The following is a 17590-nucleotide window of genomic DNA, read 5'->3' on the forward strand; positions in this document are numbered from 1 at the left end:
TTATCTGCGCACTTTGCTGGGCCGGCGCGCAGCGCGCCGTTCCCGCGCTGCGCCACTCACTTAAGGAATACAGCATGAGCACCCTCACTTACGAAGAATACCTGGACGAGGTCACAACCGTCCTGACGGAACTGTACGACCTCGACGACGAAGCCGCCATCAAGCTGGTCGTGGCGGCGCAGGACGCCGAATTTTTCGTCCCGCACGATGCGCATGAAGAAATGCGTACCGTCGAGCAAGCCAAGAAAGATGCGGTCACCCTGTTCGAGCGCAAGCAGAACCGCCAGCAAACGCAGGAAAAACAGCAACAGCGCGTGCGCCAGCAAAAGAAATAAGACGGAAGCAGGCCGTGGGGCAGTACGGGTTCCGGCGCAACACCGGGGCCGTGCCATTTGATGCACCGCAAACGCGTCATGGCGCGCTGGCGATATGGTGAGCAATGTCGTCACGCGTCTGGGCTCTTGTGACGGGCTCTGCATCTACAACCAGCGTGACGTTGTTTTCCGTCAGCAGGAGCGAGTCATGCGAGCAACGAGTCACCCCAGCAAGGAGCAAGTGCGCGCCTATATGCGGCGGCGCGAACATGCGCTGCAGCCACCACCACCGCCCGATGAAATTCGCCGGCAACTGGCCTGGTGCCGCGCGGACGATTCCCCATGCATTTGCCCACTTGCCACCCCGGCCGGCGTGGCCGCGCAAGGCTGGCATTTATCTACGGAAATGGCCCGCCTGGGCACCCTCATGGCCATAGCCTGGCTCATGCATAGCGGTGTTGCTCATCGTAAAAATTGATGACGTGCAGCAAATTTTTCCGATTTGAGTTATCCTCTAGCACATTCCAAGTGCGTCAATTCTCTTCAATTATCACAATTTTGCTCTAAGTTACGCAAAAATCAACAATAGCGTGTATTATATTGTTTGTGGCGTAAAAGCCGCATAAGTGATGGCGCTTTTTAGTGTGTTTACCCTGAATTAGTGCAGAAGGGACATTCTGTCTTTTATTGCCCTAATACAACAAGTACGGATTTTTGATCATGTCTCTCAAACAAATTACCTCTTTGCCTACCTACAACCCGAATCGCGTCCTCGATGCGATCATCGACAAGCTGCAACTGAAAAACGATGCCGCCTTGTCGCGAGCTCTGGAAGTGGCGCCACCTGTTATCAGCAAGATTCGTCACAACACCTTGCCGATCGGCGCCACGATCCTCATCCGCATGCATGAAATCAGCGATTTCAGCATTCGTGAACTGCGCGAGTTGATGGCTGCCTAAGAGCGCCTGACAGACGGCAAACTGAGAGGTGCCGTCTGGGTAAGTCAGGCTTGCCGCGTGCGGCAGCCACATCTGTTTTCCGCTTTTCTATTGCGGATCGCGGTTCAATACCGGACGATCGACATAGAAGCGCCCCATTTCCAGGCCAGTCGAAGACGATTTGACCACCGCTGCGGTAAGTGAGGCAGGCGCGCTGGAAAATGCGGTGCTGGCAGCCCCGGTCGCGCGGCCCGAATACGCCGTCGCCTGCACCGCCGCACTGGAAAACGCCGTTTGCACAGCCCGGCCCGAGTAGGCCGTTGCCTGTACCGCCGCACTGGAAAATGCTGTTTGGACAGCCCGTCCCGAATACGCAGCCTGCACCGCCCGTCCCGAATATGCCGCCTGTACGGCGCGCCCCGAATACGCCGTCTCCGCGCGGATATAGTCTTCCCCGAACGTTTGCTCATATAGCTGCTTCATGCGCTCGCCCACGCGATGGTGCGCCGCTTCGTCGTCTTCGCCGCGCAAGCCGATGTAGGGGAAGTGGTGGAGGAAGTAACCGAATACCTGTTCGCAGTCGGCCGCATATTTCAGGGTGTCGAGAATGTGGTAGTGCCAGAAGGTATCGACGTCCATCAGTGGCGCCGTTTCTTCTTCCGGAAACTGTTTCATCAGGATCAGGAAGCGGCGGTATTCGAATTCCACCGCATTCGCTTTTTCCAGGCTCCATCCTTCGCCTGACTCGCGGTGCATCAGCTTGACCTTGATCGCGTCCAAATTCAAATCGGCAATTGCCTTGAAACTGTCGTTCGTATCCATGAATGTCCTTTTGTAAAGAGCGTTGTGGGAAATACGGTGAAACAAGGGAAAGCGGCGGGTGCGTACTCCTGGCAAATAGTCGAGGAATGCCTGGCCCATGGCGGGCGGGCGCTGAGTTGTTCCACATCAATATTGCATCTAATTACAAAATATGCAAGCTGAGCTTGCTCCATGCGGGCGCACGCCGGTCAGTTGCTGACCCGGCTTTCTTCCTGGTAGGGAAATGCGGTGGCGTCCGCGCCCAGTGGTACGCTGACGTGCACGCTCATGCCGGCGCCGGGACTGCTTTCGATGTAAAAAGTGCCGCCTAGCAACTTAATGCGCTCCTCGATGCCCACCAGGCCAAACGAGCCCAGCTTGTTGCGCCCGTCGATGGCCGCGCCCACGCCGTTGTCGCTGATGCTCATCGATACCGTATCGCGGCACTTTTCCAGCTTGACTTGCACGCGGCTGGCATGGGCATGCTGGGAAATGTTGCTGAGCGACTCTTGCAGGATGCGGAACAGGGCCGTCGCGCACTGGTCGCTGAGGCAAATGTCGTCATGGCTTTCGCTCACTTCGCAGGCGATGCCCGTGCGCTGGCGAAATTGCGCCACCTGCCATTCGACGGCCGCATTCACGCCCAGGTCCAGTACGGTAGGGCGCAAGTCGTTGATGATCTGCCGCACGCTCTTGATGGTGGCGTCGATCTGTTCCAGGGTCGAGCGGGCGCGGGCATTCAGGCGCGGGTGGCGGCGATGCGTGCGCGAGGCCAGCATGTCGGCGTCGATGCGCAGCACCAGCAGGTTCTGTCCCAGGTCGTCATGGATTTCGCGCGCGATGCGCTTGCGCTCTTCTTCCTTGATCTGGTCGGCATGGGCCGCCAAGCGGCGCAGTTTCTGGTGCGACAGCTGCAGACGGATCTGGCTGGCGCGCAATTCCTCCGTCATGCCGTTCGCCATCTGGATGGCGCGCCGGCGCGACGATGCCAGAGTGTGGAACAGCATGTACAGCAGCATGGTGCTGGCAAAACCGATCAGCAGGGCCAGCCAGGGCAAAAAGACGTCGAAGCGCGTATACAGGTCGCTCTTGCGCACGCTGAACAGTGCTTGCCACACGCGGCTATTGTGCTCGATCAGCATCGTGCTGCTCAGGTAGCGGCCGGAATTGCCGGGCAGCCACCATGGCGCATGCATGCCCGCCGTCGTGCTGTCGAAGATGGGGCGCATGTCGTGCGGTAAGTCTAGCGGTGCGCGCGCCTGCGGGCCGATATCGAACAGGGTCAGGCGGACGTTGCGTACCGGCATGTCCGCCAGCGCGCTGCGCATCATCGTCACCAGGTCGTAGCCGATGCCGACGGAACCCTGGTACGCCGCGCGCCGCTGCTCCACCGTATCGACCGGCATGCCAAAACGGTACACGGGCAGGCGCATGGCCATGCCCGTCAATTGGGGACGGCCTTGCATCGGCACGGGCACGCCGGAATTGCTGATGTTGCCAGAATCGCGCGACTGCGCCAGCATTTCGGCGATCAGGGGGCGCGAGGCGATGTCATAGCCATATTTTTCAGGGGCGCTGGCAATCGGTTCGATATACACCAGCACGGAATAGTGCGCGCGCGGGGCGGGCGGATGGATGGCAAATGCCGGATAGCCGTCGCGCCCGGGCGGATAGTCGCGCTGCATGGCCGCTTCGACGGCGGCGCGCTGCGTCTCGTCCAGTTCCTGGCTGTAATTGAGGTTCATCACCCCCGGGTAGTTCTGTTGCAGGGCGATGTTCGCCACGTAGCGATGAAATTGCTCACGGCTCACGTGTTCGTTGGCGTGGAACAGGCTGGCCGTGCCGCGCAGCAGGTTGGCATACGACTTGACGCGCGATTCGATGTTTTTCTGGGTATTGCGGGCCAGATTGTTGAATAGCTCGCTGGCATCGTTTTCGATCGACAGCGAGGCGGCCATATAGAACAGCAGGCCCACCATCGTCGACATCACGAAGCCGAGCAGCCACAGTGGTCTTTTTTCAGCAGATAAGGGGTGTTCGCCGGCAGTAGAAGACATCGCCATCCGCATCAGGAAGAGGAATCGGGTGCCGCCTGGGCGGCGGAGGCTAGGCTGCGTTGTGTAAGCGCTATTAAAATTGCAAATTGCTCAATAGCTGCCTAATATACAAAATTATCGTTATTATAGTCAACAGGCAATATTTCTCGCTGAAACGAAAAAAACCGCCGCAGCGGTTTTTTTCGTGTGCCATCAGCCTTTATTTGGCGGGTTGCCAGCTGTCTTTCAGGGTGACGATGCGATTGAAGACGGGCTTGCCAGGCTGGCTGTCGACGCGGTCGGCCGCAAAATAACCGTGGCGCTCGAACTGGAAGCGCTCTTCCGGCTGGGCCAGTTCAGCGCCCGGTTCCAGCCACGCTTGCACCACTTCCTTGGCCAGCGGATTCAGGGCCAGCTTGAAGTCCTTGCCGCCCGCATCGGGCTGCGGGTCCGTAAACAGGCGGTCGTACAGGCGTACTTCGGCGGCAATGGCCGTCGGCGCACTGACCCAGTGCATATTGCCCTTGACCTTGTAGTTGGAGCTGCCTTCCGTGCCCGACTTGCTGTCCGGGAAGTAGGTGCAATGCACGGCGATGACTTTGCCGTTGTCATCCTTGTCGTAGCCCGTGCACTCGATCACGTAGCCGTAGCGCAGGCGCACGCGGCTGCCCGGCTTGTCGTCGATCGGCGGATACAGACGGAAATAGCCCTTGTTCGGCACTTCCATGAAGTCGTCTTCCTCGATCCACAGCTCGCGCGAGATGGGGAAGGTGCGCAAGCCGCGCTCGGGGAAGTGCGGGTGCACGGGCGCCGTGCATTCCACGCTTTCGCCTTCGGGGAAATTGTCGATGATCAGTTTCAAAGGACGCAGCACGGCTACCGAGCGCGGCGCTTTCGGGTCCAGGTCTTCGCGCAAACAGCCTTCGAGCACGCTGTAGTCGATCCAGCCGTCCGATTTCGTCACGCCCGTGCGTTCGCACATCAGCTGGATCGCTTCCGGCGTGTAGCCGCGGCGGCGCATGCCCACCAGGGTCGGCATGCGCGGGTCGTCCCAGCCGTCGACGATGTTTTCTTCCACCAGCTGGCGCAGCTTGCGCTTGCTGGTGACGATGTACGTCAGGTTCAGGCGCGAGAATTCGTACTGGTGCGGCACGGGCTTGGCGAAGAAGCCGCCGGCCGACAGGGTTTCCAGCAGCCAGTCGTAGAACGGGCGGTGATCCTGGAATTCCAGGGTGCAGATCGAATGCGTGATGTTTTCCAGCGCGTCCGAGATCGGGTGCGTGTAGTCGTACATCGGATAGATGCACCAGGCGTCGCCCGTGCGGTGGTGGTGCGCATGGCGGATGCGGTAGATGGCCGGGTCGCGCAAGTTCATGTTCGGCGAACTCATGGCATCTTCGCTCATCTTCGCGCGCAGGATGTGCTCGCCATCCTTGAATTCGCCCGCCTTCATGGCGCGGAACAGGGCCAGCGATTCGTCGCGCGGACGGTCGCGGAACGGCGAATTCTTGCCGGCCTGGCCGAAATTGCCGCGGTTGGCGGCCATGTCTTCGGCGCTCTGGCTGTCGACGTAGGCAAAGCCGGCCGTGATCAGGTACTCGGCCATCGCGTACAGCTGGTCGAAATAGTCGCTCGCGTAGTGCAGGTGGCTCTGGCCATCGGCCTGCTTCGGCTCCCAGTCAAAGCCCAGCCATTTCACGCTGTCCATGATGGTGTCGACGTATTCCTGCTCTTCCTTGGCCGGATTGGTGTCGTCGAAGCGCAGGTTGCACTGGCCGGCGTAATCGCGCGCCAGGCCGAAATTGACGCAGATCGACTTGGCGTGGCCCACGTGCAGGTAGCCGTTCGGCTCCGGCGGGAAACGCGTGATCACCTGGGGCAGGCCGGGACGCACGTGGGCGCCGGCAGCCAGGTCGGCTTCGATGATGTTACGCAAGAAATTGGGCGCCAGCGCTGGCGCGGCGGTATTCGGTTTATCGTTGCTCATTGATCAATGCGGAAGAGTGACAGTAAAGAGCATTTTACCGTACCGCAAGCGCTTTATAAGCACGTATTTGGCCCCATATCCGAGCATGCAAGCGACGCCGACGCCGTTCTATAGGATAATTCGCCTTTAATTAGTAGAAAAACGTGACCCCGGAGCCTTTTATGGAAAATTTATATAACGTCCTCGGTGTCGCGCCCAATGCCAGCGACGATGAAATCAAGAAGGTTTACCGTTCGCTGGCCATGCGCTTCCACCCCGACCGCAACCAGGCCCCCGGCGCCGAGGCGCGCTTCAAGAGCGTCACCAAGGCCTATGAAATCCTGGCCGACCCGGCCAAGCGTGCCGAATACGACCAGAGCGTGAACCACCGTATCATCATCGACCCGGAAGCGGAAGCGTATGCCCTGTGGTGCGGCGTGTTTCGTTTACATGGCACAGTATTACCTGCCGACTAAGCCGCTGCGGCCCGCTTCAGCCGGCCCGAATTACTTGAAAACTACAACAACGGCGCTTTTATCAGCGCCGCGCATTACATTGGAAAGCACAGCATGAGAAGAGTACACCCTGAATTCGCGTACCAGTCGCGCGAGCTGGAAGGCCAGATCGAAGGCATCCTCGGCGACCCGCCGAACCGCAAGAACTACAAGAGCATGGTCGATGCATTGGTCGGCGAATACGCGAGCGGCGGCGGCATCGAAGACGTGAACATGCTGGCCTTCGCGCTGGTCGACCACATCACCTTCAGCGACCCGAAAGGCTTGCTGGCCGAAAGCGAAGACTACGAGTTCGGCGACCCGGCCCGCGTGTTTTCCATGGCCGCCTGCGCCGCGCCGGAAGCGGCGAAGATGTACGCCGCCATCGAAGAGAGCTTCCCCGACCTGGCGCGCCAGGCCATCATCACGGCTTTCCTGCACAAGAATCCGCGCCTGTGGGACGACGACGACCAGTCGCTCGACCAACTGGCTGCCAATGACGACGGCGACGACGATCACGACGAAGACGAAGCCACCGACGATTTCGCCCAGATGTTTGACCAGGATGGAGATGACCATGGCCGATAACACGGAACAAAAGAGCAATCTTCCCGCGCTGACGAAACAGGTCACGGAATTGGTGCTGTCCGGTTCGCTGGGCCACGCCGAGCAGGCGTTTGCCGACGCGGCCGACCAGTATGGCGACCTGGCCGTGGTGGAAGTGCTGAGCGCGATCCCGCCGCAGGTAACGGCCCTGCACCTGGCCGGCTTTGACGGCGGCAAGATGTCGCTGGCAACCTTGCTGGTGCCGCCGAAGGCGTGGGCCGACAGCCTGGCCTTCATCGCCGCCACCTGGAGCGACGACCAGATCGAGGACGATCCGGAACGCATCGCCGAAGCCCTGTTCGCGCACATCCACGGCGTGGTGTTTTCCACCGACGACGCCGAGCGCCGCCGCGAGCTGCTGCTCGAAGCGTCCGCCACCGACTGGGGCGCCACGGCGTTCGCCATTCTGTTCTCGATGGCACCGAAGGAAATCCTCGAAGTGGCGGGCGAGATCGTCATCAAGGGACCGTACGTGACGGGCGTGACCTCGTCCGACAACGACGTCGTGCCGCTGGCCATCGAACTGGCGCAAGCGAATGAAGACGGCTGGGACCGCTCGCTGTTCGAACTGTTCCCCGACTTCCGCCACAGCGCCGACCTGGCCGACGCGGAATACTCGGACGACCCGGACGAAGAACCGACCATGTTGCAGCGGAGCACCAAGGAATTGCTGTACCGCTTGCGCAAGCAAGTGCCGAGCACGCGCAGCGCGCCGCGCTCCAGCACGCGCCGCAGCCTGGGCACGGGCATTTTCTCGTAATGAAAGCAGGGAACGTCTAATGCTGCCAGCAATTGTTGTAGAGAATCTTCCGCGCCTCGTGCGCGCCATCAAACTGTTGCCGGGCGACCCGCGCGAGGACGCGGCCCTGAACCTGGCCGACGAATTGACGGGCATCACGGCCATGGTGGCCGAGAAGTTCACGAATGAACGCACGGCCGACGGCATCCAGAAAGCGCTGTATCTGACGGTGGGCGGCGTGTCCCTGGGCCTGGAGCAGGCCGTCACGCATGAAGGCGACCAGGCCGCGCTCGACTTCCTCGTCGAGCACGGCGCCGAGCACGCGTTCCAGGTGGGCTTTCGCCTGATCAAGGAATTGTCGCAACTGCCCGAAGACGCCCTCGTCGGCGAATACGACCAGGACCCCGTCTATCTGCAGCGGCGCCTGCGCGAACTGTTTATCGATATTTGCCAGGCCGACCCGAACCAGAACTGGGCCGGCTATGAAAAGTATGCGGTTCAATTGCAACAGCGCAAGGAAGTGCAAGCCGTCGTGCGCCTGGCAAGCTGGCTGCGCCGCCACCATGACAACGGTCCCGTCAGCGACAGCGACTTGAATGCCGAGGGCGTCATCGCCCTGGCCATTATCTTCGCCATCGAAGGCGGCGGGCGCATCATCGCGCGCACGGGGCAGAAGGAATTCGAGCGCTTCGTGCGTTCCGTGCGCAAGAACAAGCCCGATTTCGAGGAGGGCTGGGCCGCCCTGGTGGCCAAGGTTCCCGTCCAGCACCACCCCGTGCTGCTCGACCGTATAGAGTCGTACCGCCGCAGCTGCACCGTCGTGCATAAAATCCTCACGCGGGCCAGCATGAAGAGCCTGTTCGAGGACCTGGAAAATTATGCGGGTTCGGAGCTGGACGCGGATTATTCGTGACCGCTGGTGTCGGATTACGCCCTACGGGCTAATCCGACCTGCGACTTGACGCATGCGATTGTCGGATTACGGCCTGCGGCCTAATCCGACCTACGCCGACCTACGCTGGCCTACGCCGGCCTCATCGGCCTATTCTTTCTCTTCCATGGCCGCTTCCTCGGCCAGTTTCACAAACGCCGCGACCAGCGGCGACGTCTCTTCTTCCCGTTGTGCAAGCAATAAACTGGTCGTCGCCTGCGGGTCGGCGATCGGGCGGTAGCACACGCCATCCATGCGGATGCGGTCGAATGAGGCGGGCAGCACGGAAATGCCGCAGCCGGCGGCCACCAGGCCGATGATGGTCGACGCTTCGCCCGCTTCCTGCGCCACCTGGGGCACGAAGCCGGCCGCCTTGCACAGGCGGAAGATCTGCGGATAAATCCCCGTGCCCGCATCTTTCGGGTACATGACAAAGCCTTCGCCCGCCATATCGGCAATGGCGATCGCGTCCTTGGCTGCCAGCGCGTGGTCGACGGGCAAGACGAGGAACAGCGGATCCTGGCGCAGTTGCGTCAGCTTGATATCGGATGGGTACGTCGTTTCCGGCGGACGCACGAAGCCCAGATCCATCGTCCTGCCCGAGATCGCTTCCAGTTGATGCAAGGTCGCCATTTCGTGCAGGGTCAAGGTGACGTGCGGGAATTGCTGGCGGTAGCGGTTGATGACGGTGGCGAAGTAGGGCGTAAACGGCGTGGAAAAGGTAAAGCCGATGCGCAATTCGCCCGCTTCGCCCCGCTGGGCCCGGCGCGCCGTGACAGCCGCTTGTTCCGACAGGGCCAGGATGCGCCGCGCATCGTCGAGAAAGAGGCGGCCTGCTTCCGTCAGCCGCACGGAGCGCTTGTTGCGCTCGAACAACTGCGCGCCCAATTCCGCTTCCAGCGCCTGGATTTGTTGGCTCAGCGGCGGCTGGCCGATGTGCAGGCGCTCGGCCGCGCGCGTAAAGTGCAGCTCCTCGGCGACGGCGACAAAGTAACGGAGGTGGCGCAGTTCCATATTTGTCCAGTAATCGTTTTAAAGTATGAGTTGGGCCTTGAATATATATTGGACGATATGAGTTGGCAATCCTAAGATGAAGACTCGCTCCTCTTTGAAACATGGCCATGTCTGATTCATCGCTTGCTTACGCCTCTGCCGCCACCCCGGCCCTGTCTCCTGTTGCCCCCGCCGCTCCCGCGCCCCGCACGGCCATCGCCAAAGGTACGGCGGAATTCAAGCGCAGCAACCGCGCCCTGTTCTTTGGCGGCTTTTCCACCTTCAGCTTGCTGTACTGTATCCAGCCACTGTTTCCGCTGCTGTCGCACCAGTTCCATCTGACGCCCGCGCAAAGCAGCTGGTCGCTCTCCGTGTCTAGCGGCTTGCTGGCCATCTCGCTGGTGCTGCTGAGCGCCGTCTCGGACCGTGTCGGCCGCAAGCCCTTGATGGTGGCGTCGATGTTTTCCGCCGCGATACTGACCATATTGTCCGCGTTCGCCCAAGATTATGCGCAGTTGCTGGCGATTCGCGCGGCGCTCGGCATTGCCCTGGGCGGCATGCCGGCCGTGGCCATGGCTTACCTGGGCGAGGAAATCGAGGGCCCGTCCCTGGGCCTGTCGATGGGGCTGTATATTGCCGGCAGCGCGTTTGGCGGCATGTCGGGACGGCTGGTCGCATCCATGCTCAGCGATTTCCTGTCGTGGCGCTGGGCCTTGGGCGTGCTGGGCGTGGCCGGTGTGCTGGCGGCGGCGGAATTCTGGCGCAGCCTGCCCGCGTCGAAGAATTTCGTGCCCACGACCCGCGGCTGGAACGCCTTGCCGCACGCCATCCGCCAGCATTTTTCCGACCGGGGCTTGCCGTGGCTGTTTTGCCTCGCCTTCGTGCTGATGGGCTGTTTCGTCAGCCTGTATAACTACATCGGCTACCGCCTGCTGGCCGCGCCATTCGGCTTGCGCCAGAGCACGGTCGGCTTGCTGGCCTTTTTGTACCTGATCGGCATCTTCAGCTCCGTCTGGGCGGGGCGCCTGGTGGACCGCCTGGGGCGCCGTGGCGTGCTGTGGATCATGCTGTCGGTGATGTTGTCCGGCATTTTATTGACCCTGTTCGATTCGCTGCCGCTGATCGTCATCGGCATGGCGCTGGCCACCTTCGGCTTCTTTGCCTCGCACTCGATCGCCAGCAGCTGGGTCAGCCGCCGCGCCCGCGCGCCACAGGCGCTGGCCTCGGCCTTCTACCTGCTGTTCTATTACCTGGGATCGAGCCTGATCGGTTCCGCCTCGGGCATGATGTGGGGCTTCGACGGCTGGACGGGCGTGGTCATCATGCTGGGCCTGTGCCTCGGTGGCGGCGTGCTGATCGCCTTGCGTCTGCGCCATCTGCAGCCGCTGGGCGCGCGCGAAGCGGTGGGCTGAGTCCGGCTATTTGGGGCACATGCCGATCATCGTTTCCCCCTGCTTGCCCGCGCGCGTGGTCACGCACAAGCTGCCCAGCGCGCTGGTGATTTTATACGTGCGGCTGCCCCTGGCCTCATTGGCACCGATTTCCTCGATCTTTGACGCCTCGTACCATTTCGGCGGCACGGCCGCGTAGGCTTCGGCAAAGCCCTGCTGCATGCGCTTGTAGCCCGTGTCGTCGAATTTCTCCCCACCCCGTTGCGGGAATTCTTTGCGTAAATCCTTGTCGATCTTGCCCACGTCGCGCTTGGCTTGCGCCAGGATATCGGCCGCGCTCGGTGGCGGGACGAGCATGATCGCTTCCAGCGTTGCTGGCGCTGGCGCCGGCTCGGCGGCTGCTGGCGGCAGGGGACGGCTGATGGGTGCCGGCAGGCGCGGCACTCTTGCGGTGGCTGGTTTGGTGCTGGGTAACGCTAGGGGTACGGGCTTGGACGGCGCAGGCGCACTGTAGCGCAGCCAGGTGATGGCCGGGCCCTGCGGCAGCTTATCGTCCGTGACGGCGCGGGGCCGCGACTGCAAGACGATATACACGAAGCCCAGGTGCAGCAGGACGATCAGCAGCAGGCCTGGAGCGCGGCGGGGAAGGGACGGCAACGAGGTCATGGGTGGCGTGATGGTTCAGGTACGCCAATGTATCTGAAGGATTTGATAATTATCTAAAATGTCACAAGCGCTTACAAAAAAGTGCCGCATGGAAATTTCGACCTTGTCGCGGCCAGCGGGGAACCCTGTGCCGGCTTGACGATCCAACTCCCTACACTGTGGGAGGACACATCATGATGCAGGTAAAGGAAGTGGCACGGCGCTTTGGCGCCATCGAACACGCGATCGGCCAGGCGGCCCAGCTGTGCGGCCAGCAGCAGGGCATGCCGATGGACTTGAAGGATTGTATCAACCAGCTGGACCAGCAAAAGAGCGCCGTGCGGCAAGCCATCGACACGCAAGACGATGCGCGCATCCGGCAAGCCGTCGACCAGATGGAATCGCTGGGCGACCGCGCCAAGCGGGCGTGCGGCACGGCGACCAGCGTGACGCCGGAAATGAAGAGCGCCGTGCTCAAGGTGCACGATGAGTTGTCTGACTTGAAGCACCAGATGCACTAGGCATTGGCTCTTGCGCGTCTTGTCTTGTCTTGTCTTGTCTTACATCTGGCGGAACAGATGCGCATATAAAGGGCTGACGCGCAGTTGCGCGGGGTGCTGGCGCAGGGTCAGCGACAGCTTGCCGGCTTCGTCACGCACGGCCGTGGCGATGGCGCTGGCGTTGACGATGGTGCCCCGGTGGATTTGCCAGAATTGTTGCGGGTCCAGCTGGGGCAGCAGCTCCTTCAGGCTCGTGCGTATCAGCGCTTCGCTGTCCTGGCACACGACATTGATGTATTTGTCCAGCGCTTCAAAATAGACGATGTCGGCCAAGGCGATCATGCGCACGCTGTTGCCCACGGCCGCCCGTATCATCTGCAGGCGCGGCGCGGGTGGCAGCATGGCTTGCAGCTGGTTTAGCAGGCGGGCCATGTTGTCGTCGCTGGCGGTTCCGGCTGCCAGCGCTGCCGTGGCGGTCGTCGCTGGCGCTGAGGCTGCTGCTGTTGCTGTTGCTGTTACTGCAGCGTTGCCGCTGCCGTTGCCAACACCTTTGCCAACGCCGCTGTCGCGCAAGCGCTGCTGCAAACGTTCCACCGTCTTGCCCAGGCGCGCATCGTTGACGGGTTTCAAGACGTAGTCGGCGGCCGCATGCTCGAAGGCGGCCAGCGCGTATTCGTCGTAGGCTGTCACAAACACGATGTGGGGAAACGGGACGCCGTCCGGCCACTGTTCCGCCAGCTCCTCGGCCGCTTCCAGGCCCGTCTTGCCTGGCATTTTGATGTCGAGAAACAGAATGTCGGGCTGCAGCGCCAGGCCTTGCCGCAAGGCTTCCACGCCGTTGGGGCAGGTGGCAACGATGTCGAGTTCCGGCCACAGCCGCTGCAAGGCGTGCGTGAGGGCGGCGGCGAGTATGGGTTCGTCTTCGGCGATCAGGGCGCGCGGGGTGGGGCTGGTCATGGCGTGGGGCTCGCGGTGGTGGAGTGAATCGGTAATTGAAGGCGGGCGATGACGCCTGCCGGCGTGTCGGCGTCCAGTGACAGGCTGGCGGTATCGCCATGCATGCCGCGCAGGCGTTCGCGGATATTCGCCACGCCCAGCTGCGTGCCTTTGGTCTGGCCCGGATGGTCGAGGCCCAGGCCATCGTCGCTGACGGTGAGCAGCAGCACGCCGCCATCCGTGGACGCCTGCACGTGAATGTGGCCGCCTTCGATCTTTGGTTCCAGGCCATGCTGGATGGCGTTTTCCACCAGCGGCTGCAACAGCATGGGCGGCACCTTGATTTGGCGCAAGGCGTCGGGCAAGTCCAGCGTAAAGCGCAGGCGCGCGCCCATGCGTATCGACATCAGGCCCAGGTAGGCTTGCATCAGGGAAAACTCCTGCTCCAGGGTGGTGGACTCGGCGCGCGAGGAAGAGAGGGTGGCGCGCAAGTACTGGATCAGCTGGTCGAGCAGCAACTGGGCGCGGTCGGGGTCAAAGCTGATCAGGCCCTGCAGGTTGGCCAAGGTGTTGAACAGCATGTGCGGTTCGATCTGCGCCTGCAGCAATTGCAGTTGCGCCTGCATGGCCTGGCGCGCCACGGATTCGGCGCGGGCTTTTTCCTCGGCAGCCGCCATTCGCAGGCGGGCAATCTTTTCTCGGCTGGAGAAAAACAGCACGGCGCCGCCCGTGGCCAGCAGGGTGAATACGAGTGTGCCCATCATTTGCGTGGGCAGCAGGTTTTCGAAGCCGCCCACGTCCACGCCCGTCAGCCAGCCGAACAGAAGCAAACCCAGCATTTGTGCCACGGGCACGGACAGCAGGATGATGAGCATGAAGGGCAGGAATCTGGGCCGCTGGCCTGCACCCCATAACGTCAGGCGCATGCCGTCGATCAGCAGGAAGGCGATCGTGCCGATGCACATCGAGGCGACCAGGTTTTGTCCAAAATGGCTGCCTGGATTGAGCATGAACGTAATGACCAGCGCGCAGATCACGTTCAGCACCACCGCGTAGCGCGCGTCGAGCAGCATGCGGTAGTAGGGGAAGCGGCGCCTGGCGGGGGCTTCGGCGAAAGGGACGTCGGATTTCATGGAAGTGTCTGCTGGTAGCGATGGGGCATTGTGTGCCAGCGCAGGCCAGCGCGCAACCGGGCTGCGACGAAACGGGGCTGGCGGGGCGCCAATCGCTGCGGCGGGCCGTCAAACGGCGGCCGCTTTACTTTTCAGCATTGGCACGCGATAGTATGGCAAGACTGTCTTGCCTCCATAGAATTGCTTAAAGGAATCCCATGTGGCCCTATCCACGCACCCTCGCGCACCGCGGCGGCGGCATCCTGGCGCCTGAAAACACCGTGGCCGCCCTGCGCTGCGGCCTGGCCTACGGCTACCGTGCCGTGGAATTCGACGTCATGCTGGCGTCCGACGGCGTGCCTGTCGTCGTGCACGACCCCGAGCTGGGCCGTACCGTGGCCGGCAGCGGCCATATCAATGACTACACGGCCGCGCAGCTGGGGACGATGGAGGCGGGCGCCTGGTTTGGCGCCGAATTCGCGGGCGAAGGCGTGCCCACGTTCGAGGCCGTGGTGGCGTATTGCAAGGCCCAGCACATCTGGATGAATATCGAAATCAAGCCGGCGCCCGGTTTCGACGTCCAGACAGGGATGGTGGTGGCGCGCGCCACGCGTGGCTATTTTGCAGAGGAAATCGCCGCTGGCGAATTGCTGCCGCTGCTGTCGTCGTTCAGCATCGACGCGCTGGAAGCGGCGCACCAGGCGGCCCCGCAACTGGCGCGCGGCTGGCTGGTCGAACAGATACCTTCTGATTGGGCGAAAAAGGCAAAGGAACTGGGCGTGGTGGCGATCCATTGCGACCACCAGCAACTGACGCGCGAACTGGCGCGAGAGGTCAAGGAGGCGGGGTACTGGCTGTTCTGCTACACCGTCAACACACCCGAGCGGGCCAGCGAATTGCTGGCCTGGGGCGTGGATGGGTTTTGCACGGACAGGATAGATATTATTCCATTCATGGCGTAGGTCGGATTAGGCGCGCAGCGCCGTAATCCGACAACATTGTTGGCGCCGCTGGTGTTGTCGGCTTACGCGCTTGGGCGCTAAGCCGACCTACGTTTCAAACAGCTTATAACGTTACACGCATGCCTACCGTCAAGTTACGCCCCGTCAACGGCGCCGCATTCTTGATGAACGAAGTGTGGCTGTACGCCAGTTCATTCGTCAGGTTGTTCGCCTTGATGTAGAACTGGGCCGGCGTCGTGCCGATGCGCGTGTCGTAGTTGGCGGAGAGGTTGAGCATGTTGTAGCCCGGTGTTGCCGTTTCGAACGCGGCCACTTTATCCTGCTTGCCCACGCGGTAGAACTCGGCCACGCCGCTCCACGCTTGCCAGTTGGCGTCGAACTTCACGCCGAAACGCTGGGCCGGGATGCGCGGCAAGTTGCCACCACCGTCGGCCAGCTTGGCCCGCACGTAGTCGCCGAACACGCTGGCGCCGAACATGGGGTTCAGTTGCTGGCGGATCTGGCCTTCCACGCCCGTAAACGTGGCATCGCGCTGGGCGTACTGGATCAGCTGGAAGCCTTCGTGGCTGTCCAGGGTGGAGCCGAAGATGTAGTTATCGACCTTGTTGCGGTAGGCGCTGGCCGAGAACGTCGTGGCGCCCGCATATTTGCGCAAGGTCAAGTCGATATTGTTCGACGTTTCCTTGCCCAGGTTTTCATTGCCCAGCTCATACGTGGCCGTGGCCATGTGCACGCCGTGCGCATACAGCTCCTCGGCGCTGGGCAAACGGTGCGTGCGGGAAATGGTCGAGCCGAGCGAGTACTGGGGTGCGAATTTCCACACGGCGCCCAAGGAGACCGAGGTGCCCTTGGCGCTGCGGTCTTGCAGGGTGGCGCTGTCGACCGTGATGTCTTGCCATTCGTGGCGCAAGCCCGCTTCGAAGCGCCATTGGTCGAGCTTGTATTCCTCGACCAGGAAAGCCGCGTGTTTCTTCGTGACTGTCGGCGCCACGTACGCTTCTTCGCCCAGGGCGGAGAAATCGCGCTTCGACGTTTGCAGGCCGACCACGCCGCGCCAGCCGAAGACGGGATGGTGTTCCATTTCCAGGCGCGCGTCGTGGCCCTTGTTCTTGAAGGTGGTGGCGATTTCCGTGCCTTCGATTTCATCGTGCTTGTAATCGGTAAACGAAGCGCGCAGGCGCAGCTTGGCGAAGCCCGGTACGGGGTCGCGCAATTCGCCGCGCACGTCCCAGCGTTCGCTCTTCAGTTTCACGTAGGGAACGGCACCATCTTCGTGGTCGTGGTCATGTTCCTCTTCATCACCGTGATCGTGGCCTTCGTGGCCGCCGCAATGCAGGTGCGTGCCGTGCGGGTGGCAGCTTTCGAATTCGTGGTTGTGGCCGGGCAAGCCGTATTCCGCATGCTGGCTGGTGAAGGCCAGGCCCAGGAAGCCGCGCTCGCCCACCCACGACACGCCCACGCTGCCCGTGTCCGTCTTGTTGTAGCTGCCGGCCACTTTCGAACCGCCTTCCCAGCCGCTGCCGACCTTGTATTCTTTTGCGTCGCGCTTGACGCCTTCCGCGTGGAAGGCGATGTTGCCGGAGCCGCCAGTCACTTCAAAGGCGCCCGCCTTTTCGCGCGCGGCCGAGTTGGCGCGCACTTCCGCGCTGCCTTCAAAACCTTTTGCGGGCACGCGCGTGGGGATTTTCTTGTCGATCACATTGACGACACCGCCGACGGCACCGCCGCCGTAGGCCAGCGCGGATGGGCCGCGCAAGACTTCAATCTGTTCCGACAGCATCGGTTCGGCCGCGACAGCATGGTCGGGGCTGATGGTCGACGCATCCTGCACTTCGGCGCCATCGGACAGCACCTTGACGCGCGGGCCATCCATGCCGCGGATGATGGGACGGCTGGCGCCGGCGCCGAAATGGCTGGACGTGATGCCGGGCTGGCCGGCCAGGGTTTCGCCGAGGGTCGCCGCCCTTGCCAGCACCAGTGCGTCGCCTTCGAGTACGGTGACGGGCGTGCTCATGTCGTCGCTGCCCAGGGCCAGCGCGCTGGCCGAGACGGTCACAGCGGGCAAGGTTGTCGCCTGCTGCGCCAGTGCGCTGGCGGGAGCGGCAAAGGCCAGCATGATGGCCAGCGCGAGGGGAGTGGGTTGGTGAGGACGGACGGACATGGGCAAAAGTTCCTTATTCGCTATCGGTATTGGCAGGGTTGGGGCAGCGCGTGACAGGTAAATG

18 protein-coding genes are annotated in these 17590 nt (G+C 62.0%); 10 read left to right on the forward strand and 8 right to left on the reverse strand.

Annotated elements, in window-relative coordinates; translation table 11 throughout:
- The first annotated feature begins 74 nt into the window (after nt 1–74).
- The 3 genes from KO538_RS21045 to KO538_RS21055 all read left to right on the forward strand — a co-directional run bounded on the left by KO538_RS21045 (nt 75) and on the right by KO538_RS21055 (nt 1274).
- The gene (locus KO538_RS21045) at nt 75–335 is read left to right on the forward strand and encodes a hypothetical protein (protein WP_034759943.1); all 261 of its coding nucleotides are present in this window, start codon (nt 75–77) and stop codon (nt 333–335) included.
- A gap of 187 nt (nt 336–522) precedes the next feature.
- The gene (locus KO538_RS21050; protein WP_219329581.1) at nt 523–792 is read left to right on the forward strand and encodes a hypothetical protein; all 270 of its coding nucleotides are present in this window, start codon (nt 523–525) and stop codon (nt 790–792) included.
- A 242-nt stretch (nt 793–1034) separates the two neighbouring features.
- Nucleotides 1035–1274: a hypothetical protein gene (locus KO538_RS21055; RefSeq protein WP_029496207.1), complete on the forward strand. Its 240-nt coding sequence runs from the start codon at nt 1035–1037 to the stop codon at nt 1272–1274.
- Between the two features lie 87 nt (nt 1275–1361).
- Here KO538_RS21055 and KO538_RS21060 read toward each other — a convergent pair whose 3' ends face one another.
- From KO538_RS21060 to KO538_RS21070, 3 genes are all read right to left on the reverse strand, one after another.
- Nucleotides 1362–2174 carry a hypothetical protein gene (locus tag KO538_RS21060; RefSeq protein ID WP_307788916.1) on the reverse strand — a complete coding sequence of 271 codons (813 nt, stop codon included), beginning with the start codon at nt 2172–2174 and terminating at the stop codon, nt 1362–1364.
- Nucleotides 2175–2263: 89 nt separating this feature from the next.
- Complete coding sequence (locus KO538_RS21065) at nt 2264–4111, reverse strand: CHASE domain-containing protein (RefSeq protein WP_257620480.1); 1848 nt, start codon at nt 4109–4111, stop codon at nt 2264–2266.
- Between the two features lie 199 nt (nt 4112–4310).
- Nucleotides 4311–6077, reverse strand: a complete 1767-nt coding sequence (locus KO538_RS21070) for a glutamine--tRNA ligase/YqeY domain fusion protein (RefSeq protein ID WP_219329549.1) — start codon at nt 6075–6077, stop codon at nt 4311–4313.
- A 161-nt stretch (nt 6078–6238) separates the two neighbouring features.
- On the opposite strand from KO538_RS21070, the gene KO538_RS21075 reads away from it, so the two are divergent.
- The 4 genes from KO538_RS21075 to KO538_RS21090 all read left to right on the forward strand — a co-directional run bounded on the left by KO538_RS21075 (nt 6239) and on the right by KO538_RS21090 (nt 8808).
- Nucleotides 6239–6532 (forward strand): DnaJ domain-containing protein, encoded by a 294-nt coding sequence (locus KO538_RS21075; RefSeq protein ID WP_010395442.1) that lies wholly within the window; start codon nt 6239–6241, stop codon nt 6530–6532.
- Between the two features lie 93 nt (nt 6533–6625).
- Nucleotides 6626–7138 (forward strand): hypothetical protein, encoded by a 513-nt coding sequence (locus KO538_RS21080; protein ID WP_034759931.1) that lies wholly within the window; start codon nt 6626–6628, stop codon nt 7136–7138.
- Nucleotides 7128–7916 carry a hypothetical protein gene (locus KO538_RS21085; protein WP_046685338.1) on the forward strand — a complete coding sequence of 263 codons (789 nt, stop codon included), beginning with the start codon at nt 7128–7130 and terminating at the stop codon, nt 7914–7916. The genes KO538_RS21080 and KO538_RS21085 overlap by 11 nt, the downstream gene beginning before the upstream one ends.
- Before the next feature lie 19 nt (nt 7917–7935).
- Complete coding sequence (locus KO538_RS21090) at nt 7936–8808, forward strand: hypothetical protein (RefSeq protein WP_034759925.1); 873 nt, start codon at nt 7936–7938, stop codon at nt 8806–8808.
- A gap of 129 nt (nt 8809–8937) precedes the next feature.
- On the opposite strand, the gene KO538_RS21095 is transcribed toward KO538_RS21090, so the two are convergent.
- Nucleotides 8938–9840 carry a LysR substrate-binding domain-containing protein gene (locus KO538_RS21095; RefSeq protein ID WP_072454357.1) on the reverse strand — a complete coding sequence of 301 codons (903 nt, stop codon included), beginning with the start codon at nt 9838–9840 and terminating at the stop codon, nt 8938–8940.
- Nucleotides 9841–9947: 107 nt separating this feature from the next.
- Between KO538_RS21095 and KO538_RS21100 the strand changes: the two genes are divergently transcribed.
- Nucleotides 9948–11231, forward strand: a complete 1284-nt coding sequence (locus KO538_RS21100) for an MFS transporter (protein WP_257620481.1) — start codon at nt 9948–9950, stop codon at nt 11229–11231.
- Between the two features lie 6 nt (nt 11232–11237).
- On the opposite strand, the gene KO538_RS21105 is transcribed toward KO538_RS21100, so the two are convergent.
- The gene (locus KO538_RS21105; RefSeq protein WP_219329550.1) at nt 11238–11876 is read right to left on the reverse strand and encodes a hypothetical protein; all 639 of its coding nucleotides are present in this window, start codon (nt 11874–11876) and stop codon (nt 11238–11240) included.
- A 173-nt stretch (nt 11877–12049) separates the two neighbouring features.
- Between KO538_RS21105 and KO538_RS21110 the strand changes: the two genes are divergently transcribed.
- Nucleotides 12050–12376 (forward strand): hypothetical protein, encoded by a 327-nt coding sequence (locus KO538_RS21110; RefSeq protein WP_034759909.1) that lies wholly within the window; start codon nt 12050–12052, stop codon nt 12374–12376.
- Nucleotides 12377–12415: 39 nt separating this feature from the next.
- Here the strand turns inward: KO538_RS21110 and KO538_RS21115 are convergent, their stop codons facing one another.
- Together KO538_RS21115 and KO538_RS21120 are read right to left on the reverse strand one after the other, a co-directional pair.
- The gene (locus KO538_RS21115; protein WP_219329551.1) at nt 12416–13312 is read right to left on the reverse strand and encodes a LytTR family DNA-binding domain-containing protein; all 897 of its coding nucleotides are present in this window, start codon (nt 13310–13312) and stop codon (nt 12416–12418) included.
- A complete protein-coding gene (locus tag KO538_RS21120) occupies nt 13309–14424 on the reverse strand; it encodes a sensor histidine kinase (protein ID WP_219329552.1) in 1116 nt (371 codons plus the stop codon). Before KO538_RS21120 ends, KO538_RS21115 begins: the two co-directional genes overlap by 4 nt.
- A gap of 197 nt (nt 14425–14621) precedes the next feature.
- On the opposite strand from KO538_RS21120, the gene ugpQ reads away from it, so the two are divergent.
- A complete protein-coding gene (gene ugpQ, locus KO538_RS21125; RefSeq protein WP_219329553.1) occupies nt 14622–15365 on the forward strand; it encodes a glycerophosphodiester phosphodiesterase in 744 nt (247 codons plus the stop codon).
- A 103-nt stretch (nt 15366–15468) separates the two neighbouring features.
- Here the strand turns inward: ugpQ and KO538_RS21130 are convergent, their stop codons facing one another.
- Nucleotides 15469–17526: a TonB-dependent receptor gene (locus tag KO538_RS21130; protein WP_257620482.1), complete on the reverse strand. Its 2058-nt coding sequence runs from the start codon at nt 17524–17526 to the stop codon at nt 15469–15471.
- Nucleotides 17527–17590: the final 64 nt, after the last annotated feature.

Source organism: Janthinobacterium sp. NKUCC08_JDC, from assembly GCF_019345575.1.
In the GTDB taxonomy this organism is placed as follows: Bacteria; Pseudomonadota; Gammaproteobacteria; order Burkholderiales; family Burkholderiaceae_D; genus Janthinobacterium; species Janthinobacterium aestuarii.